The 25653-nt window shown below is 63.6% G+C and carries 22 protein-coding genes and 1 tRNA gene; 7 read left to right on the top strand and 16 right to left on the bottom strand.

The window, feature by feature from the left end:
- Position 1 precedes the first annotated feature (1 nt).
- Positions 2 to 1396: an AmpG family muropeptide MFS transporter gene (locus P0D96_RS07190; RefSeq protein WP_408312679.1), complete on the top strand. Its 1395-nt coding sequence runs from the start codon at positions 2 to 4 to the stop codon at positions 1394 to 1396.
- On the top strand, positions 1393 to 2697 hold the full coding sequence (locus tag P0D96_RS07185) for a M48 family metallopeptidase (RefSeq protein ID WP_408312676.1): 1305 nt from the start codon (positions 1393 to 1395) through the stop codon (positions 2695 to 2697). Before P0D96_RS07190 ends, P0D96_RS07185 begins: the two co-directional genes overlap by 4 nt.
- A 90-nt stretch (positions 2698 to 2787) precedes the next feature.
- Here P0D96_RS07185 and P0D96_RS07180 read toward each other — a convergent pair whose 3' ends face one another.
- From P0D96_RS07180 to gatC, 5 genes are all read right to left on the bottom strand, one after another.
- Entirely contained in the window at positions 2788 to 3567 is a 780-nt protein-coding gene (locus P0D96_RS07180; protein ID WP_012431400.1) for an exodeoxyribonuclease III, read from the bottom strand.
- A 46-nt stretch (positions 3568 to 3613) separates the two neighbouring features.
- Positions 3614 to 4453, bottom strand: coding sequence for a PPK2 family polyphosphate kinase (locus P0D96_RS07175; protein ID WP_408176237.1), 840 nt, complete (start codon positions 4451 to 4453; stop codon positions 3614 to 3616).
- 133 nt (positions 4454 to 4586) lie between these two features.
- The gene (gene gatB / locus P0D96_RS07170; protein WP_408312673.1) at positions 4587 to 6062 is read right to left on the bottom strand and encodes an Asp-tRNA(Asn)/Glu-tRNA(Gln) amidotransferase subunit GatB; all 1476 of its coding nucleotides are present in this window, start codon (positions 6060 to 6062) and stop codon (positions 4587 to 4589) included.
- 5 nt (positions 6063 to 6067) lie between these two features.
- Positions 6068 to 7555 carry an Asp-tRNA(Asn)/Glu-tRNA(Gln) amidotransferase subunit GatA gene (gene gatA / locus P0D96_RS07165; protein WP_408312670.1) on the bottom strand — a complete coding sequence of 496 codons (1488 nt, stop codon included), beginning with the start codon at positions 7553 to 7555 and terminating at the stop codon, positions 6068 to 6070.
- Positions 7556 to 7747: 192 nt separating this feature from the next.
- Positions 7748 to 8047, bottom strand: a complete 300-nt coding sequence (gatC, locus tag P0D96_RS07160; RefSeq protein ID WP_132376407.1) for an Asp-tRNA(Asn)/Glu-tRNA(Gln) amidotransferase subunit GatC — start codon at positions 8045 to 8047, stop codon at positions 7748 to 7750.
- 379 nt (positions 8048 to 8426) lie between these two features.
- Here gatC and P0D96_RS07155 point away from each other — a divergent pair, with 379 nt between their 5' ends.
- The 5 genes from P0D96_RS07155 (at position 8427) to rodA (ending at position 14855) form a co-directional block, all read left to right on the top strand.
- Positions 8427 to 9470 (top strand): rod shape-determining protein, encoded by a 1044-nt coding sequence (locus tag P0D96_RS07155; protein ID WP_004189550.1) that lies wholly within the window; start codon positions 8427 to 8429, stop codon positions 9468 to 9470.
- 153 nt (positions 9471 to 9623) lie between these two features.
- Positions 9624 to 10736 (top strand): rod shape-determining protein MreC, encoded by a 1113-nt coding sequence (mreC, locus tag P0D96_RS07150; protein WP_408312667.1) that lies wholly within the window; start codon positions 9624 to 9626, stop codon positions 10734 to 10736.
- Positions 10733 to 11245 carry a rod shape-determining protein MreD gene (gene mreD / locus P0D96_RS07145; RefSeq protein WP_132376409.1) on the top strand — a complete coding sequence of 171 codons (513 nt, stop codon included), beginning with the start codon at positions 10733 to 10735 and terminating at the stop codon, positions 11243 to 11245. The genes mreC and mreD overlap by 4 nt, the downstream gene beginning before the upstream one ends.
- A gap of 141 nt (positions 11246 to 11386) precedes the next feature.
- Positions 11387 to 13696, top strand: a complete 2310-nt coding sequence (gene mrdA, locus P0D96_RS07140) for a penicillin-binding protein 2 (protein ID WP_408312664.1) — start codon at positions 11387 to 11389, stop codon at positions 13694 to 13696.
- Positions 13697 to 13706: 10 nt separating this feature from the next.
- On the top strand, positions 13707 to 14855 hold the full coding sequence (gene rodA / locus P0D96_RS07135) for a rod shape-determining protein RodA (RefSeq protein WP_132376411.1): 1149 nt from the start codon (positions 13707 to 13709) through the stop codon (positions 14853 to 14855).
- Between the two features lie 109 nt (positions 14856 to 14964).
- Here the strand turns inward: rodA and P0D96_RS07130 are convergent, their stop codons facing one another.
- The 11 genes from P0D96_RS07130 to htpX all read right to left on the bottom strand — a co-directional run bounded on the left by P0D96_RS07130 (position 14965) and on the right by htpX (position 25553).
- Positions 14965 to 15669: a tetratricopeptide repeat protein gene (locus P0D96_RS07130; protein WP_408284435.1), complete on the bottom strand. Its 705-nt coding sequence runs from the start codon at positions 15667 to 15669 to the stop codon at positions 14965 to 14967.
- Positions 15666 to 16448, bottom strand: a complete 783-nt coding sequence (locus P0D96_RS07125) for an HpcH/HpaI aldolase family protein (protein ID WP_408176242.1) — start codon at positions 16446 to 16448, stop codon at positions 15666 to 15668. The genes P0D96_RS07130 and P0D96_RS07125 overlap by 4 nt, the downstream gene beginning before the upstream one ends.
- Positions 16449 to 16682: 234 nt before the next feature.
- Positions 16683 to 17126, bottom strand: coding sequence for a 6-carboxytetrahydropterin synthase QueD (queD, locus tag P0D96_RS07120; RefSeq protein ID WP_090518804.1), 444 nt, complete (start codon positions 17124 to 17126; stop codon positions 16683 to 16685).
- Between the two features lie 9 nt (positions 17127 to 17135).
- On the bottom strand, positions 17136 to 17768 hold the full coding sequence (gene queE, locus P0D96_RS07115; protein WP_132376414.1) for a 7-carboxy-7-deazaguanine synthase: 633 nt from the start codon (positions 17766 to 17768) through the stop codon (positions 17136 to 17138).
- A 63-nt stretch (positions 17769 to 17831) separates the two neighbouring features.
- A complete protein-coding gene (queC, locus tag P0D96_RS07110; RefSeq protein WP_132376415.1) occupies positions 17832 to 18566 on the bottom strand; it encodes a 7-cyano-7-deazaguanine synthase QueC in 735 nt (244 codons plus the stop codon).
- A 389-nt stretch (positions 18567 to 18955) separates the two neighbouring features.
- Positions 18956 to 19031, bottom strand: a tRNA-Phe gene (locus P0D96_RS07105).
- A gap of 118 nt (positions 19032 to 19149) precedes the next feature.
- Positions 19150 to 19839, bottom strand: a complete 690-nt coding sequence (gene esaR / locus P0D96_RS07100) for a response regulator transcription factor EsaR (protein WP_132376416.1) — start codon at positions 19837 to 19839, stop codon at positions 19150 to 19152.
- Positions 19840 to 22254 carry a sensor histidine kinase gene (locus P0D96_RS07095; RefSeq protein WP_408176245.1) on the bottom strand — a complete coding sequence of 805 codons (2415 nt, stop codon included), beginning with the start codon at positions 22252 to 22254 and terminating at the stop codon, positions 19840 to 19842. It lies immediately after the preceding gene.
- Positions 22244 to 22843, bottom strand: a complete 600-nt coding sequence (locus P0D96_RS07090; RefSeq protein ID WP_408176246.1) for a DUF4390 domain-containing protein — start codon at positions 22841 to 22843, stop codon at positions 22244 to 22246. The genes P0D96_RS07095 and P0D96_RS07090 overlap by 11 nt, the downstream gene beginning before the upstream one ends.
- Positions 22840 to 24279: a 16S rRNA (cytosine(967)-C(5))-methyltransferase RsmB gene (gene rsmB / locus P0D96_RS07085; RefSeq protein WP_408312660.1), complete on the bottom strand. Its 1440-nt coding sequence runs from the start codon at positions 24277 to 24279 to the stop codon at positions 22840 to 22842. Before rsmB ends, P0D96_RS07090 begins: the two co-directional genes overlap by 4 nt.
- 416 nt (positions 24280 to 24695) lie before the next feature.
- Positions 24696 to 25553, bottom strand: a complete 858-nt coding sequence (gene htpX / locus P0D96_RS07080) for a zinc metalloprotease HtpX (protein ID WP_132376420.1) — start codon at positions 25551 to 25553, stop codon at positions 24696 to 24698.
- Between the last annotated feature and the right edge of the window lie 100 nt (positions 25554 to 25653).

Genomic DNA, 25653 nt, shown 5'->3' with positions numbered 1-25653 from the left:
CATGTCGAACCCGCCGCACGAGGCGCCTGCACTTACCGCTCACGAAGAACATCCCGGCTGGCGCGCGTTCCTGAATACGCGCATGCTGATCTGCGTCTTTCTCGGCTTTACGTCGGGATTGCCGCTGTTCACGCTCGTCTATCTGGTGCAGGCGTGGTTACGCTCCGAAGGCGTCAATCTGAAGGAAATCGGCCTCTTTGCGCTGATCCAGTTCCCGTACACCTGGAAATTCATCTGGGCGCCGCTGATGGACCGCTACGTCCCGCGTTTTCCGGGCTGGCGTCCGGGCAGGCGACGCGGCTGGATGCTGGTCACGCAGATTCTGGTGGCCGGCGCCATCGCCACCTTGGGATTCGTGTCACCTAAAGATTCGATCTGGACGGTGGCGGCATTGACGGCGCTGGTCGCGTTTTTTGGCGCAAGTCAGGACATCGTGATCGACGCCTACCGGCGCGAGCTGCTGAGCGACACGCAGCAAGGGCTCGGCAACGCGGTGCATGTGAACGCGTACAAGATCGCGGCATTGGTGCCGGGCTCGCTCGCGTTGATTCTGTCCGATCATTTGCCGTGGACCACCGTTTTCATCGTGACGGCCGCGTTCATGTTGCCCGGCATGGTGATGACACTGGTGGTGCGCGAACCCGCGGTCCACGGCACGCCGCCCAAGAACCTGCGCGATGCGATCGTGCAGCCGTTCAAGGAATTCATTCAGCGCGACGGCTGGCGCGGCGCGCTGTTCGTGCTCGGTTTTATCTTTCTGTACAAGCTCGGCGACACGATGGCGACCACGCTGTCCACCTCGTTCTTTCTCGACATCGGCTTTTCGCGCACGCAGATCGGCGTGATCGCGAAGACCACCGCGTTCGGCGCGAGTCTGGCGGGCGGGATCGTCGGTGGGATCTGGCTGATGAAAATCGGCATCGGCCGCGGGCTGTGGATCTTCGGCGTCCTGCAGATGGTGTCGACGCTCGGCTTCGCGTGGCTCGCGCATCTCGGACCGGCTTCGCCCGGTCTCGTGGCGATCTACGACATCGCCGTCTGGCTGAGCGAGGGCACGACGAAGCTGCTCGCACTGGTGGGCGTCGATTGGGCCGTGCAGCTCGAGCCGCGTTCAGTCGCGCTGGCGCTCGTCTACGGCTTGGAAACCTTTGCCACCGGTCTGACGATGGCGGCGTTCACCGCCTATATCGCCAGCACCACCGATCCGCGCTATACGGCCACTCAGTTCGCACTCTTCACGAGCCTCGCTTCGGTGCCGCGCACGCTGGCTTCGGCGGCGAGCGGCTACGTGGTCGCGCAGATCGGTTGGTTCGATTACTTCATCGTCTGCACCGCGCTGGGGTTGCCCGGCATGTTGCTTCTGCTGCGCATCGCGCCGTGGAGGACGCGGCCGTGAAGACGCATCTTTCGAAGGGCGCGCTGCGCTCGACTACGTCCCGGCGTCCTGCGCTCAAAGCCAGCCGCGTCGTACCGCACGCAGTATGGGCGCTCGGCTGTGTGGGCCTGGCGTTGGCCACGCCATCGAGCGCCTACGCAGCGGCCGCGCCGGCAGCCGCTACCAGCGCGCCCGCAGCGGCTCCGGCGGCTGCGCAGGCCACGACGGCCGCGCCGACGGCGAAGTCCGCAGCGACTGCCGCGAGCCCGGAAAGCGCGACGTCGGCAGCGCAAGGCGCGAATAGCGCCACCAGCGCGCCGGGTGCCGGCAGCGCGCCCGCTGCTGCGACGCCGCCCTCGCCGCCGGCATCGCCCTCGTCACCTCAATCGACGCAGCCGCCGCCGGCCCCGGTCACGGCCAGAACGCCCGCTGCGACAGCTTCGCCTCCCGCGGCCGCCAAGGCGCCTGCCCTCCCGTCAATGCCCGCGCCGGCGTCCGCATCGTACAGCCCGAACACGCAGCTACGTTACGGCGGCTACCTGGTGTTCCGCAATCTGATCCCATCGCCGATGCTCGAGGCGCAAGCCGCCGCAGAGTTCGAACAGATCGCCTACGGCGCCGAACACGCGAACCGTCTGTACGGCGACACCGACGCGCACGTCACGCGCGTGCGGTCGACCGTCGACAAGATGATTCCGTACTCGCTGAAATGGAACGAGCGGGCCAAGAACTGGAAGTGGGATGTGGCAGTGGTGCGCTCGCCCGATATCCGCATGTACTGTCTGCCGGGCGGCAAGATCGTCGTCTACGGCGGCCTGCTGGATCGCGCGCGTCTGAACGACAACGAACTCGGCATGCTGATCGGCCATGAGATCGCCCACGCGCTGCGGGAGCATGCGCGCGAGCGGCTCGGCCAACTGCAGGCGAGCCAGCTCGACTCGTCCGGCACGATCCCGCAGCTGTTCGGGCTCGCCGATCTGGGCGCGGCCCCGCTCGGCATCGGTTCGCGCCTGCTGGAAATGAAGTACGAGAATACCGACGAGACCGAAGCCGACGTGATCGGCAGCGATATCGCGTCGCGCGCCGGCTTCGATCCGCGCGCGGCGGTCACGCTCTGGGACAAGCTGGCGCAGGCCACGCGCAGCAACCGTGATCAGGGCTTCATCTACGTGCATCCCTACACGCCGGCGCGCCGTCAGGACATCATCAAGCGCTTGCCCGACATGCTGCCGCTGTACGCCAAAGCGATTGGCAAAACGGTGGACGCGCTGCCGGACTACGCCGGCATGGGCCTTCCGCGCCGCAAACTGGTCCGCGATTGAATTGCGCGGGCCGAATGCGCCCGCGGATCTTCTCTGACGAGACAAATTCGGCGTTGATTTCAGCATCGCCTGCCACGCCGCGAGTTGTGCTTACTTCTTGACCTTGTGGTCGTAATCCACCGTCAGCGGCGCGTGGTCGCTGAACTTGATATCGCGGAACACGTCGGTGCGTTTCGCCTTGCTCGCGATACCCGGCGTCGCGATCTGATAATCGATCCGCCACCCGACGTTCTTCGCATACGCCTGACCGCGATTGCTCCACCACGTGTACTGTTCGGGCCGCTGGTCGAGCGTGCGGAACACGTCGACGTAACCCACTTCATCGAACAGTTTGGTGAGCCATGCGCGCTCTTCCGGCAGGCAACCTGAGTTCTTCTGGTTGCTCTTCCAGTTCTTGATGTCGATTTCCTTGTGGACGATGTTGACGTCGCCGCACACGATCACTTCACGCTCCTGAGACAGTTCCGCGAGATGCGGCATGAACTCGTCCATGAAACGGTATTTGGCCTGCTGGCGTTCGTCGCCGCTCGAACCCGACGGCACATACACCGAAATCACCGACAGCTTGCCGAAACGCAGTTCGACGTAGCGTCCTTCCGGGTCGAACTCCTCGCTGCCGAAACCGATCACCACTTCGTCCGGCTCGTGACGCGTGTACACGCCCGCGCCGCTATAACCCTTCTTCACGGCGTGCTGGAAATAGCCGGTGAAATTGTGCGGGGCCATGAATTCCGGCGTCATGTCGTCCTGCGAGCATTTGATTTCCTGCACGCACAGCACGTCGGCCTTCTGTTCGCCGAACCAGTCGAAAAAGCCTTTCTTCGCCGCTGAGCGGATGCCGTTCAGGTTCGCGGTAATCACACGCAACATGTCGTTCCTTTTATGTTCGATTCGTTGATGAAGCGAAAGGGCACGGTCACTCGACCTTGATGCCCTTCAGCGATTCTTTGGCAGGCGGATATTCGAGCTTGAGCGCTTCGAACGTGCGCAACAGCAACTCCGCGACCATCACATTACGATGCGTCTTCGAGTCGGCCGGGATCACATACCACGGCGCGTACTCCGTCGAAGTCGCGGCCAGCGCGTCCTGATATACCGCCTGATATTTGTCCCACTGCTTGCGCGCTTCGAGATCGGCGACGTCGAATTTCCAGTGTTTGCTCGGATCGTCGATGCGCGCCTGCAGCCGCGTACGCTGCTCGTCTTTCGAAATGTGCAGCATGCATTTGACGATGGCCGTGCCGCTATACGCCAGCAACTCTTCGAACTGGCGGATGTGGCAGCAGCGTTGCACGAACGCTTGCGCGTCTAGGGTGCCGAGCACGGTGGGCACCAGCAGATCTTCGTAGTGACTGCGATTGAAGATCGTCAGTTCGCCGGCGGCCGGCGCTTGCGAATGCACGCGCCAGAGAAAGTCGTGCGCGAGTTCAACAGGCGTCGGCGCCTTGAACGGCACGATGCGCAAACCGAGCGGATCGACTTCGTGAAACACCGCGCGGATCGTGCCGTCCTTGCCGCTCGTGTCCATGCCCTGCAGCACCAACAATACGCGGCGCGTCTGCTGCGCGTGCAAGCATTCCTGCAAGGTGTCGAGCTTCGCGCCGATCTCCGACAGACGCGCCCTGTCGATGTCTTTCGAACCGCTCGAAAATGGCTTGGCGGCCGGGTCGAAGTCGCTCAGCGAGAACTTGCTTTTTTTCTTGCCGTCGTCGAAATACGGCACGCGGAAATCGTCGAGTTCGGGTTGCTTGGCCATCCACACACTCCGTGATCTGCGTTTAAAAAGACCCGCAAATGAAACGGGCCGTTGCCCCACTTTCGTTTCCGGCAACAGCCCGCGGTGGCTGAAGCGTGACGCCTCAGCCGTGCTTCTCTAGTTCAGCTTCAACTCAGGACAGCTTCTTCTTCAGCAGTTCGTTCACCTGCGCCGGATTGGCCTTGCCCTTGGTCGCTTTCATTGCCTGGCCGATCAGCGCGTTGAACGCCTTTTCCTTGCCGGCGCGGAATTCTTCGACCGACTTCTGGTTCGCGGCGAGCACTTCGTCGATGATCGCTTCGAGCGCGCCGGTATCCGAAATCTGCTTCAGCCCCTTCGCTTCGATGATGCGATCGGCGGCGGCTTCGTCGGTGGCCTTTTCTTCCCAGATCGCGAGGAAAATTTCCTTGGCGATCTTGTTGGAGATCGTGCCGTCGGCGATACGTTGCAGCAGCAACGCGAGTTGCGCGGACGACACCGGGCTCTCAGCGAAGTCGAGACCTTCGCGATTAAGTTGCGACGACACTTCGCCCATCAGCCAGTTAGCCGCGGCCTTGGCGTTGGCCGGCCCGACTTTGCTCACTACCGCTTCGTAGTACGCGGCCATAGCTTTGCTCGATGTCAGCACGTTGGCGTCGTACGGCGTCAAACCGTATTGCGACACGAAGCGCTGTTGAATCGCCACCGGCAGTTCCGGCATCTCGCTCTTCACGCGCTCGACCCACGCCGCGTCGATCACGAGCGGCATCAGATCGGGATCGGGGAAATAGCGGTAATCGTGCGCGTCTTCCTTGCTGCGCATGGAGCGCGTTTCGCGCTTGTCGGGATCGTACAGACGCGTTTCCTGCACCACCGTGCCGCCGTCTTCAATCAGTTCGATCTGACGGCGCACTTCGTACTGGATCGCTTCTTCGAGGAAGCGGAACGAGTTCAGGTTCTTGATCTCAGCGCGCGTGCCGAATTCGGCCTGACCGACCGGACGCACCGACACGTTGGCGTCGCAACGGAACGAGCCTTCCTGCATGTTGCCGTCGCAGATGCCGAGCCACGTCACGAGCGTGTGCAGCGTCTTGGCGTAGGCGACCGCTTCCGCCGCGCTGCGCATTTCCGGCTCGGTGACGATTTCGAGCAACGGCGTGCCGGCGCGATTCAGATCGATGCCGGTCATGCCCGCGAAGTCTTCGTGCAGCGACTTGCCGGCGTCTTCTTCGAGGTGAGCGCGCGTGAGATTGACGACCTTCTCGTACGCTTCCTTGCCCGCCTTTTCATTGGCCGGAACCTGAATCGTCACCTGGCCGCCCTGCACGACGGGAATTTCGTACTGGCTGATCTGATAGCCCTTCGGCAGATCGGGGTAGAAATAATTCTTGCGCGCGAAGATGCTGCGCGGCGCCACCGTCGCGCCGATCGCGAGGCCGAACTGGATCGCGCGCTCCACAGCGCCGCGATTCATCACCGGCAACGTGCCCGGCAAGGCCAGATCGACCGGGCTGGCTTGCGTGTTCGGCGCGGCGCCGAATTGCGTCGCGGTACCGGAAAAAATCTTCGATTGAGTCGACAGTTGCGCGTGGGTCTCCAGACCGATCACGACTTCCCATTGCTTGGCCATGGTGCTCACACTCCTGCCGGTGCTTTGCGGTGCCAGTCGGTCGCACGCTGGAACGCGTCGGCCACCTGCAGCATCCGGGCTTCATTGAAATAGTTGCCGATGATCTGCAAACCCACCGGACGCTGCGCATTCGCGCCCGCGCCGAAACCGCACGGCACGCTCATGCCCGGCAAACCGGCGAGGCTCACCGACAGCGTGTAGATGTCGGCCAGATACATCTGCACCGGATCGTCGCCCTTCGCGCCGAGGTCCCACGCAACCGTTGGCGCGACCGGGCCCATGATCACGTCGCACTGCTTGAACGCTTCCTGGAAGTCCTGCGCGATGATGCGGCGGATCTTCTGCGCCTGCAGGTAGTACGCGTCGTAATAGCCGTGCGACAGCACGTACGCGCCGACCAGAATGCGGCGCTTCACTTCCGGACCGAAACCTTCGGCGCGCGACTTCTTGTACATGTCGAGCAGATCGCGATACTCCGCCGCGCGATGACCGAAGCGCACGCCATCGAAACGCGACAGGTTCGACGAAGCCTCAGCCGGCGCGATCACGTAGTACACCGGAATCGACAACTCCGTTTTCGGCAGCGAGACTTCGACCAGCGTGGCGCCGAGCGCTTCGTATTGCTTCAACGCGGCGTCGATCGAGGCGCGCACGTCGTCGGCAAGACCGGCGCCGAAATACTCTTTCGGCAGCCCGATGCGCAAGCCGGCGAGCGGCTTGCCGGCGCTATCTTCTTTCCACGGCTTGCCGAGGTAGCGCGTGTAGTCCTCGTCGTCGCGCACGAGGCTGGTCGAATCGCGTTCGTCGAAACCGGCCATGGCGTTGAGCAGCGTGGCGCAATCGGCGGCGCTTTGCGCCATCGGACCGCCCTGATCTAGCGACGAGGCAAACGCGATCATGCCGTAACGCGACACGCGGCCGTACGTCGGCTTGATGCCGGTGATGCCGGAGAACGACGCCGGCTGCCGGATCGAGCCGCCGGTATCCGTGCCGGTTGCGGCAGGCGCGAGGCGCGCGGCGACGGCCGCCGCCGACCCGCCCGACGAACCACCCGGCACAGCCTTAACATCCCACGGATTCTGCACGGGACCAAAGTACGAATTCTCGTTGGACGAGCCCATCGCGAACTCGTCCATATTGGTCTTGCCCACGCACACCATGCCGGCCTTCTGCAGACGCGCGACCACGGTCGCGTCGAACGGGCTCTCGTAGTTCGACAGCATTTTCGAGCCGGCGGTGGAGCGCCAGCCCTTGGTGACGAACACGTCCTTATGCGCGATCGGCAGGCCGACCAGCGGGCCGGCGTGGCCGGTATGCAGCAGCGCGTCCGCGGCTTTCGCCTGCGCGAGCGTCAGCTCCGGATCGACCTGGATGAATGCGTTCAGGCTGTTGGCCGCGTCAATCCGCTTCAAATAGAGCTGCGCCAGTTCGACTGCGGAGCATTCCTTGGCCGTCAGTGCGGCGCGCAGTTCGGTCAGACTTTTTTCATGCATTGCGTTTTATCCTGAAGAGCGCGGCAGCGTAGTCACGCTGCCGTGGAGGCGTTCGGCTGCCCGCCGGCAAGCCGAGCCGAGGAAGCCGGAGACGACGGTCATGCAAGCGCCGGAGCCACGAGGCGATATGCCGCTGGTGGCACATCGCCGGAAGGCTGGCTCGCGCGCCGCGCCCGGCTCGATGCGCGGGTTTTACTCGATCACCTTCGGCACGAGGTACAAGCCTTCCTGCACAGCCGGCGCCGGGCGCTGGAAAGCTTCGCGTTCGACCGTTTCGGTCACCGCGTCGTCACGCAGACGCAGCGCGACGTCTTCGATCTGCTCGATCGGATGGGCAAGCGGCGCGATGCCGGTGGTATCGACCGCCTGCATCTGCTCGACGAGGCCGAAAAAATCGTTGAGCTGGACAAGCGTGTGCTCAGCGTCGGCGTCGGCCAGTTCGAGCCGCGCAAGATGCGCGATGCGTTTTACATCGGTCAGGGTCAGAGCCATGCAGTCACCGGAAAATGTGGTGGACTGCCGCAGCACGGAAAAACAACGCTGCGACAGCGGGTTACGACGCTGGAGGAAGACCTCGAAAAAGGGGCCAGCGGAGGCAAAAAGTGCCGTCCGTTTCCTTCAAAACATCCAAAATTATAAGGTATCATTACGCGTTCGACCCAAACCCGGACCGACTTACCAAGGCCTTTCTGAACAATTCCCAAAGATAGTTCGGATTTTTCTGACCTGGCTTTGCACCGGCCTCCGGTAGACTCCCTCGCAGCTTCAAGTTCCTGTGGCGCCGCTTCCGCCCGGTTGAAGCTGTTATTTTTTCCGCTGCCGCCCTGCGCAACCATTGCGAGGCCCGGCTTCCAGCGAGACAGGATTTTGAATGTTCGGTTTTTTGCGCAGCTACTTCTCCAACGATCTGGCCATTGACCTCGGTACGGCCAACACGCTCATTTACATGCGTGGCAAGGGCATCGTACTTGATGAACCGTCGGTGGTCTCGATCCGCCAGGAAGGCGGACCCAACGGTAAGAAAACCATCCAGGCAGTCGGCAAGGAAGCCAAGCAGATGCTCGGCAAGGTGCCGGGCAACATCGAGGCGATCCGCCCCATGAAAGACGGCGTGATCGCCGACTTCACCGTCACCGAGCAGATGATCAAGCAGTTCATCAAAACTGCTCACGAATCGCGCATGTTCTCGCCGTCGCCGCGCATCATCATTTGCGTGCCGTGCGGTTCGACCCAGGTCGAGCGTCGCGCCATCAAGGAAGCCGCGCACGGTGCGGGCGCTTCGCAGGTGTACCTCATTGAAGAACCCATGGCCGCTGCAATCGGCGCCGGCCTGCCGGTGTCGGAAGCCACCGGCTCGATGGTCGTCGACATCGGCGGCGGCACGACCGAAGTCGGCGTGATCTCGCTCGGCGGCATCGTGTACAAGGGCTCCGTGCGCGTGGGCGGTGACAAGTTCGACGAAGCCATCGTCAACTACATCCGCCGCAACTACGGCATGCTGATCGGCGAGCAAACCGCCGAAGCCATCAAGAAAGAAATCGGTTCCGCCTTCCCGGGTTCCGAAGTCAAGGAAATGGAAGTGAAGGGCCGCAATCTGTCGGAAGGCATTCCGCGCAGCTTCACCATCTCCAGCAACGAAATTCTCGAAGCCCTCACCGATCCGCTGAACCAGATCGTGTCGTCGGTGAAGATCGCGCTTGAACAGACTCCGCCGGAACTGGGTGCGGACATCGCCGAGCGCGGCATGATGCTCACAGGCGGTGGCGCACTGCTGCGCGATCTGGACCGCCTGCTCGCCGAAGAAACCGGCCTGCCGGTGCTCGTCGCCGAAGACCCGCTGACCTGCGTTGTGCGCGGCTCGGGCATGGCGCTCGAACGCATGGACAAGCTGGGCAGCATCTTCTCGTACGAGTAAGCGAGCCCGTCTCCATGTCAGTAGCGCGGATCAGGCAAACGGCCCCTTGCGGGCCGGTTTGCCGTTGGCTGGGCCTACCAGCCTCCGCGTGCTGAACGCGCGTCCCTCGCGCGCCGCCGTCTCACCCAACCGCTCACGCCCCCGGCGCCGACCATGGAATACAGTCCGCCGCCCCTGTTCAAGCAAGGACCGTCCGCCCTCGCACGACTCGTGTTTTTCGTCGTGCTGGCGCTCGCCCTGCTGATCTCCGACGCACGCTTCAAAACGCTCGAAATCGTGCGTGGCGTGCTCGGCGCGGGTCTTTATCCGTTGCAACGCGCGGCGCTCGTGCCGCGCGACATGTTCGTGGGCGCCGCCGACCTGGCCGTGACCAGCGCCACCCTGCGCAGCGAAAACGACAAACTGCGCACCAAAGATCTGCAGCTTTCGCAGCAAGCCAATACGGCCGCCGAACTGGCTGCCGAGAACGCGCATCTGCGTGCGTTGCTGCAGCTGTCGCAGCGCTCCACCACGGAATCGCTGCCCGCCGAGATCCAGTACGACACGCGCGATCCGTTTACGCAGAAGGTCGTGATCGGCCGCGGTGCGCAGCAAGGCATCCAGAACGGTTCGCCGGTCGTCAATGAAGACGGCGTGATCGGGCAAGTGACGCGCGTGTTCCCGCTGCAAGCCGAGGTGACGCTGCTCACGGACAAGGATCAGGCGGTGCCTGTACAGATCGTGCGCACCGGCCTGCGCAGCGTGATTTACGGCACGCCGAAGGGCGACACGCTCGATCTGCGCTTCGTGCCGATCAGCGCCGACATTCAAACCGGCGACGAACTCGTCACCAGCGGACTCGACGGCGTGTATCCGCCGGGTCTGCCGGTCGCCAAGGTGGTGCGAGTCGACAAACAAGCCGACACGGCGTTCGCGCGCGTGATCTGCCTGCCGATCGCGCCGGTGCGCGGCGCACGCCAGTTGCTGGTGCTGCATTACGTGAACAATGTGCCGCCGCGTCCGGCCGAAGAGCCCGACGCAGCCACGGCCGCGAAAGACGCCAAAGCGAAAAAGGGCGGCAAACCGGCAGACGGCAAAGCTGCGGTGGACAAGTCTCCGGCAAAAGCAGGCGAAAAACCCGCCGCCGCCGAGAAACCTGCAGCCGCCAAGCCCGTCGAAAAAGCGCCGGCCAAACCGGCCGCCGCGGAGAAAAAGCCCGCCCCCGAAAAGAAACCGGCCGCTGAGAAGAACGCGAAGCCGCCAGCCAAGCCAGGGGCCCAGCCATGAACCGCCCGCAATACATTCTGCAGCCGGTCAATCCCTACTTCATCTCGTTCAGCCTCGCCGCGGCGTTCCTGCTGAACCTGATGCCGTGGGGACGCCTCCTCGGCGTGCCGGACTTCGTCGCGCTCGTGCTGCTGTTCTGGAACGTGCACCAGCCGCGCAAAGTCGGCATGGGCATCGCGTTTTCGCTCGGTTTGCTGATGGACGTGCATAACGCCAGCCTGCTCGGAGAACACGCGCTGGCGTACACGTTGTTGTCGTACGGCGCGATCACGATCCACCGCCGCGTGCTGTGGATGTCGCTCGGCGTGCAGACCTTCGCGGTCATGCCGCTGCTAGTCGTCGCGCAACTGGTGCCGTTCGTGATCCGTCTGTTGACGGGCGCGGCGTTTCCGGGTTGGGGTTATCTGATCGACGGCTTCGTCGAAGCCGCGCTGTGGCCGGTCACCAGCGTGCTGCTGCTGATGCCGCAGCGCCGCCCGGCCGATCCGGACGATACCCGGCCAATTTGATCCCGCATCGAGCCCGCCGGCCGTTCTGATGGAACCCACTTTGCCGGCCCGCTCGACGCGCATCGCTGTTCATGCCTTCCGGTTCCGGCCGGAAAAGGCGCACACTCATGATGGCCGTCAGCCGGCCTTTTGCAGAATCGCATGACCGAATTCAAGGACACTCAGCAACAGCTCTCGAAGTTCCGCCTGCGCGTCGCGGCGGCGGGCCTGTTCGTGTTCGTCTGCTTCGGGCTGATCGGCTTCCGCTTCCTGTTCCTGCAGGTCTGGCACTACAGCAAATACTCGCTGCAAGCCGATGAAAACCGCATCTCCGTCGCGCCGATCGTGCCGAACCGCGGCATCATCACCGATCGTAACGGCGTCGTGCTGGCCAAGAACTACTCGGCCTACACGCTTGAACTGACGCCCTCGAAACTGAACGACTCGCTCGAAAACGTGATCGACAACCTGGCCACGGTCGTCTCGATCGACGCGCGCGACCGCCGCCGCTTCAAGAAACTGCAGGAAGACTCGAAGAACTTCGAAAGCCTGCCGATCCGCACCCGCCTGACCGACGACGAAGTCGCGCGTTTCACCGCGCAGCGTTTCCGTTTTCCCGGCGTGGAAGTGCGCGCGCGCCTGTTCCGCCAATATCCGCTCGGCCCGACCGCGGCGCACGTGATCGGCTACATCGGCCGGATTTCGCAGCGCGACCAGGATCGTATCGACGACGCCAGCGACCAGAACGACAGCGATCCGGACCACTACGATCCGCGTCTGGACGCGAACAACTACAAGGGCACCGATTACATCGGCAAGATCGGCGTCGAGCAGAGCTATGAGACCGAGTTGCACGGCCAGACCGGTTTCGAGGAAGTGGAAGTGACCGCCGGCGGCCGTCCGGTGCGCACGTTGTCGCGCACCCAGGCAACGCCTGGGAACAACCTCGTGCTGTCATTGGATATCGGGCTGCAGCAAGTTGCCGAGCAGGCCTTCGCGGGCCGCCGCGGCGCGCTGGTTGCGATCGAACCATCCACGGGCGACGTGCTCGCATTCGTGTCCGCGCCGAGCTTCGATCCGAATTCGTTCGTCGACGGCATCGACCAGCAGACCTGGGACGATCTCAACAACTCGCCCGATCACCCGCTGCTCAACCGGCCGCTGCACGGCACCTATCCGCCGGGCTCGACCTACAAACCGTTCATGGCGCTCGCCGCGCTCACGCTGCATAAGCGCACGCCGGGCTGGGGCTTTCAGGATCCGGGTTCGTACACCTTCGGCGGCCACACGTTCCGCAACGACGTGCGCTCGGGCCAGGGCTGGGTCGACATGAACCGCGCGATCGTGGTGTCGAACGACACGTATTTCTACATGCTCGCGCACGATCTCGGCGTCAACAATATCGCCAACTTCATGAAGCCGTGGGGCTTCGGCCAGATCACCGGCATCGACATTTCGGGCGAGGCGCGCGGCATCCTGCCTTCCACGGAATGGAAGCGCAAGGCGTACCGAAAACCCGAACAGCAGCGCTGGTATGAAGGCGAAACGATCAGTCTTGGCATCGGCCAGGGCTACAACTCGTTCACCATTCTCCAGCTCGCTCACGCTACGGCCACGCTCGCGAACAACGGCGTCGTGATGAAGCCGCACCTCGTGCGCGACATCGAAAATCCGATTACGAAAGACACCCGGCCGGTCGTGCGCGACCCGAGCGACAAGATCGCGGTGAAGCAATCGGACATCGACATCATCAAGCGCGCGATGGAAGGCGTCGTGACCAACGGCACGGCGTCGAAGCTGTTCATTGGCGCGCAATACCAGGCCGCCGGCAAGACGGGGACGGCGCAGGTCTACTCGCTGCAGGGCGCGAACTACAAAGGCCACGCGATCGCCGAGCATTTGCGCGACCACGCGCTCTTCATCGCGTTCGCACCGGCCGAGCAACCGAAAATCGCGCTCGCGCTGATCGTCGAAAACGGCGGCTGGGGTGCGGAATCGGCGGGCCCGATCGCGCGCAAGGTGCTCGATTACTATCTCGTCGGCAAGGACAAGCCGGGCGCTCAGGCGGCGGCCATCGAGGCAGCGGCGTCGGCGACCGAAGATGCGTCCGCGCCCGAAGTCGGCGGCGCACCGTTGCCGCCGCAAGACGGAGTTCAGCCGGTCAAGGTCGCGGCGGGCTTCACGGCCCTGCCGATTCCCGGCGCGGCTTCGGCGGCAGCAGCGGCCTCCGCTGCGGCGGCCGCGAAAGCTGCATCCGCGGCAGCGCTTGCCTCCGCGCCGGCTGCTGCGTCGGCGCCCGTGGCCGCATCGACGTCCACCGCCGCAAAGAATCCAGCGTCGCGTAAATCCGGCGTCCCGCACAAACCCCGTCCGGCCAGCGCGCCGGCGCCGACTGCCGCCGCTCCGTCGCGCGATGACGGCATTCAGGCCACGTCGCCACGCCAGCCGGTTTCCGGCGGCATCGACGAGTAAGGAGAAAGGCATGCAATTCGACAAGCGCGCCTGGCTCGACCGCATCAAGCGGATGTTCGCGGGCTTCGACCGTCCGCTCGCACTGATCGTGTTCCTGCTGTTGTGCGTCGGCATCGTCACGCTATACAGCGCGAGTCTCGACGTTCCCGGCCGCGTGGAAGACCAGTTGCGCAACATCATGCTGACGTTCGTGCTGATGTGGGCGCTCGCCAATGTGCCACCCACCACGCTGATGCGCTTCGCGGTTCCACTCTATACATTCGGGATCGCGCTGCTGGTCGCGGTGGCGCTATTCGGCCTCACGCGCAAGGGCGCGAAGCGTTGGATCAATGTCGGCGTGGTGATCCAGCCGTCGGAAATCCTGAAGATCGCCACTCCGCTGATGCTCGCGTGGTACTACCAGCGGCGCGAAGGCGTGATGCGCTGGTACGACTTCCTGGTCGGTCTGTTGATCCTCGCCGTGCCGGTCGGCCTGATCGCCAAGCAGCCCGACCTCGGTACCGCCGTGCTGGTGTTCGCGGCCGGCCTCTTCGTGATTTACTTCGCGGGCCTGAGTTTCAAGTTGATCGTGCCGGTGCTGATTGCGGGTGTGATCGCGGTCGCTTCGATCGCGGCGTTTCAGGACAAGATCTGTCAGCCACAAGTGCAATGGCCGTTGATGCACGACTACCAGAAGCACCGCATCTGCACGCTGCTCGATCCGACCTCCGATCCGCTCGGCAAAGGCTTCCACACGATCCAGGCGGTCATCGCGATCGGCTCCGGTGGTCCGCTTGGCAAAGGCTGGCTGAAGGGCACGCAGGCGCATCTGGAGTTCATCCCCGAGAAGCACACCGACTTCATTTTCGCGGTGTTCTCCGAAGAGTTCGGGCTGGCGGGCGGCATCGTATTGCTCACGCTATACATGCTGCTGATCGCGCGCGGGCTGTATATCGCGGCGAATGGCGCGACGCTGTTTGGACGCTTGCTGGCCGGCTCGTTGACGATGGCGTTCTTCACCTACGCGTTCGTGAATATCGGCATGGTGAGCGGCATCTTGCCGGTGGTCGGCGTGCCGTTGCCGTTCATGAGTTACGGCGGTACTGCGCTGACGACGCTTGGTGTCGCCATCGGCCTGATCATGAGCGTCGCGCGACAGAAGCGGTTGATGCAGAGTTAGCGCCGCGAAGCCGCGCGCACGGCACCGACAACACCACAAGCAAAAGGGGCGCTCTTCACACACGGAGCGCCCCTTTTTGTATTCAGCGGCGTAATCAACCGCCTCGGGTTTACTGCGGCTTCACTTCCTTCTGATCCCGCAACTGCGCGCTGAGTTGCTGATACTTGAGCCGCGCCGCCGGATCGCCCTGCGCCGCCGCGGCCGCGTAATAAGCGCGCGCCACGTTGAGATTCTTCTCCACGCCGTCGCCGCCTCGCTCGTAGAACGAACCCGCTACGTATTGCGCGGTCATGTCGCCGCCCTCCGCCGCTTTCTTGTACCAGACGAACGCCTGCTTGTTGTCGCGCTCGGTGCCGCGTCCATCGAGGAACTGATTCGCCAGCGCCAACTCCGCCTGCACGTGCCCTTGCTGCGCCGCCTTCAGGAACCAGCGGTGCGCCTCGACCGGATCGCGCCCGACGAACTCGCCATCGTCGTACATCTTGCCGTACACGTATTGCGCATGCGACATGTTGGCGTCGGCGGCCTTACGCAGCCATTTCTTGCCTTCATCGATATTCGCGGGCGCGCCTTCGCCGTTGAGCAGCATCATCGCGTAGTTGAACTCGGCGAGCCGGCTGCCGCGCTCGGCGGCCTTGCGGAACTCGGCAAGCGCCGCGCCCAGATTGCCGGCGTTGTAGTCGGCGACCGCGGTTTGCGTCTCCGGATCGTTCGACTTCGCAACGCGGCTGTCTTGCGCATAGGCCACCACATTCGCCATCAATGCCGCTGTGACTGCCAGACGCACCACGACGCACTGCACCATCCCCTTCATGACCTCACCTCCTGCAGCGCCTGGCGAGTCGCGCGCAACATCCACATGACGTCCGCGGCCAGAGCGATGAAACGAAAACCGGCATCGCGATGCTGCTTGGCACCCGCGACGTCCATGGCAAAAATACCGGCGGCAATGCCCGCCTTGTCCGCGGCGCTGACGATGCGCGCCATCGCGGCCTGCACGTCGGCGTGCTTCGAATCGCCGAGATGACCGAGGCTCGCGGCGAGGTCGGCCGGTCCGACGAACAGGCAATCGACGCCCGGCGTCGCCGCGATCTTTTCCACCTCCTGCAAGCCGCGCGCCGACTCGATCTGCACGATGGTCGCGATCTGCGCGTTGGCCGTCTGCACGTAGTCGCGCCGCATGCCGTACCCCGCGGCGCGCACCGCGCCGGCGACGCCGCGCTCACCATCGAGCGCTCCGGCGGTCGGATATTGCGTGAGACGCACGGCACGTGCCGCCTCGTCCGCGGATTCGATATTCGGGAACATCAGCGTGCGCGCGCCGGCATCCAGCACGCGCTTGACGAGCCACGCCTCGCTGGACGGCACGCGCACCACCGGCTCGCTCGGCAGATGCGCGGCAGCGATCGCGCGCAATTGCGAGGCGACGTCGCCGCTATCGTTCGGCGAGTGCTCCATGTCGATCAGCAGCCAGTCGTAACCGGCGTGCGCGAGCGCTTCGGCGGCGGCGTCGCTGCCGAGCGAGAGCCATAGCCCGAACAGCGGATCGGTTTCTTTAAGGCGTAACTTGAGGGGATTGGTGAAGGTGCTCATCGCCGCGCTCCGTGACGATGAAGCGGCGCTTCGCCTGAACTGCGGGTAAGCATGCTGGCCTCGTGGGCCAGATGAGCGCGCGGGCCGTGGCGGCCCGGCTGCTTGCTGCGACGCAATGCGGTGACCGGCATGTCTCGCTCCGTGTGGTTGTCGGAGCGATCATACCGTGACAATAACGCGGGGGTTGGCGTTCCCCCGCGGAGTCTTCCTTCGGGGGACGAGGCGCCGCCGGGTTTAGTCGCGGACCACGTCGGCCCAGCAATTCGGCGTCTCGTACAGGCGCAGCTTGTGCAGACGCAGATTCACGCCGTAGTGCGCGTCGTAGACATTCGCGAGAATGTCGAACGCGACAGCGGCAAGATTTTCGACGGTAGGAATGCGATCGAGCACGACCGTCTTGTGGCCGGCCATCGTTTCCAGGAAACCGCGCACCTGCGTGTCGCCTTCATAGACGAGAAACGCATGGTCCCACTTGTCGACGAGATGCTCGACGGCGAGCGACTTCACGTCGGCGAAGTCCATCACCATGCCGCGATCGGGCGCGCCTTCGGTGTCGACCAGATCGCCTTGCAGCGTGATTTCGAGCACATAGCGATGACCGTGCAGATTACGGCACTGGCTGCGGTGATCAGGAATGCGGTGACCCGCGTCGAATTCGAGTTTTCGTGTAATCGTCAGCACGGCAAATCAGGGAATGTTCAGATACTTGTGGGTCTGCATCGACAGGCGCCATTGCGGATGGCGTTTGCACCAGTCGATCGCGAGCTTGGTGTTGATGTCGCGCGACGGACCGTCCATGGGCTGGACGAGGAAATACTCGAAGTCGAGCTTCGCATACTCGGACAAACGCTGGTTGTCCTGCGGAATCACGACCTTCAATTCGTTGCCCTTGGTCACGACGAGCGGCGCGTCGGCCTTCGGGCTCACGCAGATCCAGTCGATCGTCTCGAGCACCGGCAGCGAGCCGTTGGTTTCGATGGCGATTTCGAAGCCGGCGGCATGCAGCGCGTCGACCAACGGCGGGTCGATCTGCAGCATCGGCTCGCCGCCCGTGCACACCACGAAACGCTCCCCCTCGCCTGCCGGCCATTGCGACGCGATCATCTGCACCAGATCGTCAGCCGTGCGGTACTTGCCGCCGTTCTCGCCGTCGGTGCCGACGAAATCGGTATCGCAGAAGCGGCACACCGCCTCGGCCCGATCTTCTTCGCGGCCCGACCACAGATTGCAGCCGGCGAACCGGCAGAAGACAGCCGGACGCCCGGCATTCGCGCCCTCGCCCTGCAACGTGTAGAAGATTTCCTTGACCGCGTAAGTCATGCTGCTTTCTGCCCTGTGTTCCTGAAAATTATTGCCTGAGTTGCGCTGCTGCGCCGAGCGTCATCAGACCGGCGCCTCGGTGACCTTCTCACCCGAGAGATACGCTTCGTAGCCGCGCTTGCGCAAGCGGCACGCCGGGCACTCGCCGCAACCGAAGCCCCATGCATGCAATTCGGCGCGTTCGCCGACATAGCAAGTATGCGTCTCGACACGCACCAGCTCGACCAGTTCGTCGCCGCCGAGCTCGTGCGCAAGGCGCCACGTGTCGGCTTTATCGAGCCACATCAACGGTGTCTCGAGCAGGATGCGCGTGTCCATGCCGAGGTTCAACGCTACCTGCAACGCCTTCATCGTGTCGTCGCGGCAATCGGGATAGCCCGAGAAATCCGTCTCGCACATGCCGCCGACCAGCACCTGCAAACCACGGCGATATGCAATTGCCGCCGCGATGGTCATGAACATCAGATTGCGGCCCGGCACGAACGTATTCGGCAAACCGTTGGCCGTGGCTTCGATCTCGATCTCACGCGTCATGGCGGTATCGCTGATCGCGCCGAGCACCGACAGATCGATCATATGGTCGTCGCCGAGGCGGTCGGCCCACGCGGGGAATGCGCGCGCGACGGCGTTGCGAAACCCCTCGCGGCATTCCAGTTCGACGCGGTGCCGCTGACCGTAATCGAAGCCCAGCGTCTCAACCGTTTCATAACGTTCGAGCGCCCAGGCGAGGCACGTGGCGGAATCCTGGCCGCCGGAAAACAGCACCAGAGCGCTACGTTTAGCGTCGTTGCGGATCACCGTGAAACTCCGTGAATGAAGAGTGCCACGTCGCGCTGCGCGAGGTGCGCCATGCAAGCAACGCGGCGCGACGCGTGCCGGCACTGCTGCCGGCCCAAAGCAGTATAGGCCGCGCCTTCCGCATGCAGAGTCGCTGGGCGCTTATACCGTTAATCGTCGGGCGAAGGGTTCGGTGCTGGTGGCGGCGTTGCCGCGCGGCACTCAGGCGACGCACTCACGTGCAAGTCCTTGAACTGGCGCGATTTTATCACGCGACGCCGAATGCCGCCGAGCGCGCCCTGCCGCATGGCGCGCGAAAACCGAAGCAACGGATGCCCGTCACGCCCGTCACAATAGGGGCACAAAAAGGAAAAGCCCCAGGAATCTTGCGATTTCCTGGGGCTGAATCCTGGTGGCCTGGGACGGAATCGAACCATCGACACGCGGATTTTCAATCCGCTGCTCTACCAACTGAGCTACCGGGCCAACGAAGAACGAAATAATATCAAAGGGTCAGCAGCAGGGCAAGCCCCTCGTCGAAAAAATCTGCGGAAGTGACAACCGCGCGCGGAACGCCGGCTTCACTTCCGCTTGGTACTCACCTTCACTCGCCTTTGTTTTTGCCGAGATCGACGCCGAGTTGCTTGAGCTTGCGATACAAGTGCGTGCGCTCCAGCCCGGTCTTCTCCGCCACGCGCGTCATGCTGCCGTTCTCACGCGCGAGGTGATATTCGAAGTACGCGCGCTCGAACGCATCGCGTGCGTCGCGCAGCGGAATGTCGAACGAGATCGAGGCCGTTTGCGCAGCCAGCGCGCCGCTGCCCATGCCATCGGTCGAGAGCATCGGCAAGGCCGCCGCCGAAGCCACGGCCGAAGCACTCACCGGCAACACCGGCTTGGCTGCCGCGCCGCCGGGCGCACCCACCGCAGTTCCGCGCGCGAGCCCCTGCTCGACGGCCTTCAGCAGCTTCTGCAGCGCAATCGGCTTCTCGAGGAAATTGAGTGCGCCGATCTTGGTTGCTTCAACCGCCGTGTCGATGGTTGCATGCCCGGACATCATGATTACCGGCATGGTCAGCTGCCCTTGCGCGGCCCATTCCTTGAGCAAGGTCACGCCGTCGGTGTCGGGCATCCAGATGTCGAGCAGCACCAGGTCCGGCGCCTGGCGCAAACGGAACTCGCGCGCTTCCTGCGCGTTTTCCGCGGCCTCTACGACATGCCCTTCGTCGCTCAGGATCTCCGAGAGCAATTCCCGGATGCCCATTTCATCATCTACCACCAGGATGGTTGCCATTTACGCTGCCTTTGTCTGCACTGTTGCTTTTGTCTTTCCCTGCGACGCACCGCCGTGCGCCGGACGCGGCCCTGTTCCGGGTGCCGCGGCATCGTCTGCCAGTTGAAGGAAGAGAATCGAAATCTGCGCGCCCTCGATGACATCGCCCGCTTTCATACGATTGCGGATGTCGATGCGCGCGCCGTGTTCATCGACGATCTTCTTGACCATCGCAAGACCCAGGCCCGTACCTTTGGCCTTGGTCGTCACGTAAGGCTCGAATGCACGTGTGAGGATACGCGCGGGAAAGCCCGCTCCGTTATCCGACACCGTCAGACGTACCGCGACGTGTACTTTGCCTTCCGCGTCGGGGTCTCCGTATTCTACTGTCCTCGTCTCGAGCAACACATGTGGATGCTCGAGGTCCGCAACCGCATCCTGCGCGTTCTGCAGCAGGTTGTGAATCACCTGACGCAATTGCGTCGCGTCGCCACGGATCGCCGGCAAAGCAGCGAGCTCCACTTGAATAGCGCCCTTGCCCTCTTCGATACCGTACAGCGTGAGCACTTCGCTGACCAGATCGTTCAGTTGCAAATGCGCGAGCACCGCTGGCGGCGTACGCGCGTAGTCGCGGAAGTTGTCGACCATCTGCTTCATCGCGGCGACCTGGTTCACGATCGTGGTCGCGCCGCGCTTCAACACGTCGGCATCGGATGGCGACAGCTTGTCGGCGAGCTTCATCTGCAAACGTTCGGCCGAGAGCTGGATCGGCGTGAGCGGATTCTTGATCTCGTGTGCGAGCCGCCGCGCGACTTCACCCCACGCGATCGAACGCTGCGCGGAGATCACGTCCGAGATATCGTCGAACACCACGACGTAGCCGGAGGTCTGCATGTCTTCCGCATCGCGGTCAGTCGCGGAGACGAGCCGCGCGCCGCGCACGAGCAAGGTGAGCGGCTCGGTTTCGCCCGGCACCTGCACCGAGAACTGCTGCTGCCAGTGGCCGCGATCGTCGTGACCATCGCCACTCGCCGCTTCGCGATCGGCAAACGCCTTGCGGACCATACCGCCGAATTCGCTCAGCACGCCGATCTGATCCAGCGCCGAACCCATCACCGCCTGGAACGGCTGACGGAAAATCCGCTCGGCGCCGCGGTTCGCGGTGGTCAGCCTGAACTGGCGGTCGAACACGAACACCCCGGCGGTCAGGTTCGCGAGAATGCTTTCCAGATACGCCTTCGAATGTTCGAGCGCAATGCGATTGTTCTCGACCGCCGCGCGCGCTTCGGACAACTGCCGCGTCATCGCGTTGAACGACTGCGTGAGAAAGCCCAGTTCGTCGCGCGATTTGATTTCCCGCTTCGGCGTGTAATCGCCTTCCGTGATTTCCTTGGTGCCTTGCGCCAGCAGGAACAACGGCCGCGCGAGCTGGTTGCCAAGCGCGAGCGCCAGCATCATTGCGATGAAGGTGGCGAGGAACAGCGCGAGCGTCAGCGTGCCGATATACATCTTGCGCAGACCCGTGCGGCCGAGCGCCTTCTCCTGGTACTCGCGATAGGCGCGCTGCACCGCGTCGGCATTACGCGCGAGCGTGGGCGACACCGGCTGCGTGAGTTGCAGGAAGCGTTCGGTGGGCTGCAGCAGCGAGGCATTCGCATCGGGGATACGTTGCACCACGCGCAGCCGCAACACGCCCTTGCTGCCATGCGCGTGAGGATCGCCGTCCACTTCGCCTTCGATCGCCGCATAGCCGCGGCCGCGCGCCTGATCGATCATCAACGGCGTGGGCAAATCGTTCGGCACAAGCGTCGCGTAGTTGCCCGATGCCTGCGCGACCACGTGCATTTCGGGCGTCGCACCGGACATGCTGCGCGTGGGTTCGACGATCGTCGCATCCTGCACGCCGAACTGATCGCGCAGACGCAGCAGCGTAAGCGTGGTGCCGGCGGCATCCGCGCTCGCCAACTGTTCCGACATCAACCGGCCCTTGGTCTGCAGATCGGACAGTGACGCGTCGAGCATGCCGCGCCCGAGATTCAAACCGGACGTGAGCGCTGTTTCGACGTTCACATCGAACCACGACTCGATACTGCGCGACACGAACTGATACGACACGACGTAGATGATCCCGCCGGGCACCACGCCGACCAGCGCCATGAAGAACGCAAGTTTGGCCAATAGCCGCGTGCCGAACTTACCCTTCCTCAGCCGCGCGATGATGATGATGACGAGCGTCGCCACCACCAGCAAAAAGATCATCGCGACCACGAGGTTGGCCGCGTAGAGCCACTGGTAATAGCGGTCGAAGAATTCGGTGTTCGCGCTGGCCGCGGCCAGCAGCACGAGCAGCAACACGGCCGTGACGGCGACCGTCGACACCAGCACGCGCACGACGATGCTGCTGACACTGGTAGCGGAGCGCACTTTATTTAGCACGTTCGGTCACCGTGAAGGTAAAGCGCTTCCATTCGGACGCGAGGTTCCAGTCGCGGTTGTTCACCGCGTCGATCTGGAACGGCTTGGGCATCAGCGCGATGTCGAGTTGCATACGCACCGACGCGTTATAAGTCTCGCCGACACGCACTTCACTTCGGTCGATCACGTGCCACGACGTGATGTGCTTGATCACTGCGAGCGCATCCTTGAGCGTAGTGAAGCCGAGCTGCAAACCGCCGGACGACACGCTCGACACGCGATATTCGCGCGTGAGCGGCTGGAACGACAGGCGAATGCTTTGCGACACGCTCACCGGCTGCTCGTCGAACCAGTACCAGCGCGGCCGGCTCAGTTCGAAGTCGGTCGTGAAATAAAGCGGAATGCCTTTATTGACCGCGTCTTCGAGGTTGCTGTTCAGATCGAAGTCGAAACGCGCGTCGAGATTCCAGCCGGTGTTGTCGGATTGCAGCGACGCACGCTGGACCGCGATCGAGTCAGCGTGCGCCACGCCCGGCGCCGCCAGCCATACGGCCAGCGCGATCCAGAGCACGGCAGCGAGCCGAAGCGGGAAGAAGCGTTTGATGGTCACCGTTTCTGAAAGCGCGCGTAGAAAAATCCGTCGTGGTCTGAGTTCGCGCCGGCGCTGTCTTCAGCGGGCTGTCCGGCATGAGAACCGGCCGATGTGTCGGCGGGCGCGCGAGCGACTGAAGGCAACAGTTGCCCCGGCGCGTCCAATCGTACCGCATCCTGATACTTGTTTCCAAACCACTGCGCCTGCAACTCGCCTTCTTCCGGAAAGATCGAACACGTAACGTAGAGCAACTCGCCGCCTGGCTTCACGAGCGGCCACAGGGCGTCGAGAATGCGGCGCTGCTCGGCGACCAACGCGGGAATGTCCGACGCGCGGCGCAGCCAGCGGATATCCGGATGGCGCCGCACGATGCCCGACGCCGAGCACGGCACGTCGGCCAGAATGCGGTCGAACGGCTGGTCGATGTCGTCGTGCCATTTCGCCGGCGCGCCCGCGTCGCCGATCCGCACTTCCGCTTCGAGCTTGAGGCGCTGCAGATTTTCACCGATACGACGCGCGCGCGACGCATCGCTTTCGAGCGCGACGAGCTGGAGTTTGGCGAGTTCGAGCAGATGGCCCGTCTTGCCGCCGGGCGCCGCGCAGGCGTCGAGCACGCGCATGCCGTCGCGCACGCCGAGCAATTGTGCGGCGAGTTGCGCGCCGGCGTCCTGCACCGAGACGACGCCGTCGTTGAAACCCGGAATGCGGTCGACCGGCATCGGCATGACGAGCTTGACGGCGTAGTCGCCGGCCTTGCTCGCGGCAATGTGATGGTTTTGCAGCACTTGCAGATAGGCGTCGACTGTCGAGTGACGCGCGTTCACCCGCAGCGTCAGCGGGCCTTGCGTGTTGCCGGCGGCGAGCACCGACTGCCATGCGTCGGGCCACGCGCGTTTGACCGCGTCGATCCACCATGCCGGGTAGTTCCAGCACGCCACGTCATCGGCCTGTGCGGCGTTCAACAGCGTTTCGCGCTCGCGCAGAAAATTGCGCAGGACGGCGTTGACGAGGCCCTTCGCAAAGGCGAATTCACGACGTGCGCCGATCGCGTTCACCGCCTGATCGACCACCGTGAACGGCGCGTAGGCAGCGTTCGCTTCGTCGTCGACGAGCAGGGCCAGCGAGCAGGCGAGCACATGGCCGACGTGCGGCGGAGGCGCCTTTTTCACCAGCTTCGCGATCAGCCACTCGGCGGTCGCGAGACGCCGCATGGTGCGGTACGCGATGTCCTGCACCGCGCCACGCGCGGCGGCGGCGTTGCCCTCGGGCGCGGACACGAAGACGGATTGCAGCGCGGCCGGCAAGGCTGCGCCGAGACGCACGGCGCCGACCGCCTGGCCCGCGCAGTCGAGCGCGAAACCGAGCGATTCCGGCGCGAGATGCAGCATCGACAAACGTGATTCGCGCGGACGCGCCGATGAGGAAGCAGTACGCGAAGAAGGCTTTGTGGTCATGAAGAAGGCTAAAGCGGGCCGCGCGGGAGCGCGCGACACAATCAGCACACATTGTAGCGTGGCGCGGGGAGCGGGCCGGCGGGCGGTCTATGAGCGAGCCGACCGCGGATCTGCGACGAACGGGAAAGTGTGGGGCTGGAGGGCGGGTTCTGCGATTTGGTGCGAACTTGGGATGGCGCGACGCACCGGCCCGCGGGCAGTCCATAAGCGTAGCGATTGCAAATCCACGGCAGGCGGGAAGACCGGCATTTGAAGCGCAGGGTCAAAGATCCGGTGCGGACCTTCAGACGCCGGTGACGGGAATGATGTTCACGTGATCCGCAGCGCCATCACTAGCTCACGCTCCGTCGCGCCGGAATAAAAAAGGCGAGTCAGCCGACTCGCCCTTCCTCACACCGCGCGAGTGCCGCGCGGCGTTATTCGAAGCGCCCCGTACGCGCCATTTCCATCAAACGCGCGATGCGCTCTTCGGTGGCCGGGTGCGTGGAGAACAGATTCGCGATGCCGCCGCCCGACAGCGGATTCATGATCATCATTTGCGCGGTGGCCGGATGCTGCTCGGCCGTGGGGAACGGAATCCCGCTCGCGTAACGATGGATCTTGTCGAGCGCCGAAGCGAGCGCTTGCGGGTCGCCGGAAATCTGCGCGCCGGCACGATCCGCTTCGAATTCACGTGCCCGCGAAATCGCCATCTGGATCAACGCACCGGCGATCGGCGCCAGCAGCGCTACGGCGATGCCCGCGATCGGGTTCGTGGAACGGCCGTTTTCGTCGCGGCTGCCGAAGAACATCGCGAAGTTCGCCAGCGCGGAAATGGCGCCGGCCATGGTGGCCGAAACGGTCGAGATCAGAATGTCGCGATGCTTCACGTGCGCGAGTTCGTGCGCCATGACCCCGCGCATTTCGCGCTCGGACAGCACGCGCAGAATGCCGGTTGTGGCAGCGACCGCCGCATGCTCCGGATTGCGGCCTGTGGCGAACGCGTTCGGCGCGTCTTCATTGATCAGGTAGACGCGCGGCATGGGCAGTCCGGCGCGCGTGGAGAGCTCGCGCACCATGCGATAGAACTGCGGCGCACTGGTTTCGTCGACTTCCTGCGCGTTGTACATGCGCAAGACCATCTTGTCGGAGAACCAGTACGAAAAGAAATTCATCCCAAGGGCGATCACGAGCGCGATCGTCATGCCGCGCGACCCGCCGATCATCCCGCCGATCACGATGAAAAGGGCCGTGATCGCGGCCATCAACATCGCGGTTTTGACCCAATTGAACATGTCTGCAACTCCTTGCCCTAACGCGGGGTTCAAATCTGCACCGCGTGATCGCGGCGCTCGATTGTAAGCGAAATGTTAGATATGGGCGCGCAGGGAAAAT

The sequence above is a fragment of the Paraburkholderia sp. RL17-347-BIC-D genome, assembly GCF_046027915.1.
In the GTDB taxonomy this organism is placed as follows: Bacteria; Pseudomonadota; Gammaproteobacteria; order Burkholderiales; family Burkholderiaceae; genus Paraburkholderia.
This window is presented reverse-complemented; position numbering and strand designations above follow the sequence as displayed.

Bases quoted from the DNA above. Each gene is read 5' to 3' on its own strand.
- esaR (WP_132376416.1), bottom strand. From the start codon at position 19,839: ATGGCAACCATCCTGGTGGTAGATGATGAAATGGGCATCCGGGAATTG.
- htpX (WP_132376420.1), bottom strand. From the start codon at position 25,553: ATGTTCAATTGGGTCAAAACCGCGATGTTGATGGCCGCGATCACGGCC.
- P0D96_RS07155 (WP_004189550.1), top strand. From the start codon at position 8,427: ATGTTCGGTTTTTTGCGCAGCTACTTCTCCAACGATCTGGCCATTGAC.
- gatB (WP_408312673.1), bottom strand. From the start codon at position 6,062: ATGGCCAAGCAATGGGAAGTCGTGATCGGTCTGGAGACCCACGCGCAA.
- rodA (WP_132376411.1), top strand. From the start codon at position 13,707: ATGCAATTCGACAAGCGCGCCTGGCTCGACCGCATCAAGCGGATGTTC.
- P0D96_RS07190 (WP_408312679.1), top strand. From the start codon at position 2: ATGTCGAACCCGCCGCACGAGGCGCCTGCACTTACCGCTCACGAAGAA.
- mreD (WP_132376409.1), top strand. From the start codon at position 10,733: ATGAACCGCCCGCAATACATTCTGCAGCCGGTCAATCCCTACTTCATC.
- rsmB (WP_408312660.1), bottom strand. From the start codon at position 24,279: ATGACCACAAAGCCTTCTTCGCGTACTGCTTCCTCATCGGCGCGTCCG.
- gatC (WP_132376407.1), bottom strand. From the start codon at position 8,047: ATGGCTCTGACCCTGACCGATGTAAAACGCATCGCGCATCTTGCGCGG.
- mreC (WP_408312667.1), top strand. From the start codon at position 9,624: ATGGAATACAGTCCGCCGCCCCTGTTCAAGCAAGGACCGTCCGCCCTC.
- P0D96_RS07180 (WP_012431400.1), bottom strand. From the start codon at position 3,567: ATGTTGCGTGTGATTACCGCGAACCTGAACGGCATCCGCTCAGCGGCG.
- queE (WP_132376414.1), bottom strand. From the start codon at position 17,768: ATGACTTACGCGGTCAAGGAAATCTTCTACACGTTGCAGGGCGAGGGC.
- P0D96_RS07130 (WP_408284435.1), bottom strand. From the start codon at position 15,669: ATGAAGGGGATGGTGCAGTGCGTCGTGGTGCGTCTGGCAGTCACAGCG.
- gatA (WP_408312670.1), bottom strand. From the start codon at position 7,555: ATGCATGAAAAAAGTCTGACCGAACTGCGCGCCGCACTGACGGCCAAG.
- P0D96_RS07175 (WP_408176237.1), bottom strand. From the start codon at position 4,453: ATGGCCAAGCAACCCGAACTCGACGATTTCCGCGTGCCGTATTTCGAC.
- mrdA (WP_408312664.1), top strand. From the start codon at position 11,387: ATGACCGAATTCAAGGACACTCAGCAACAGCTCTCGAAGTTCCGCCTG.
- P0D96_RS07125 (WP_408176242.1), bottom strand. From the start codon at position 16,448: ATGAGCACCTTCACCAATCCCCTCAAGTTACGCCTTAAAGAAACCGAT.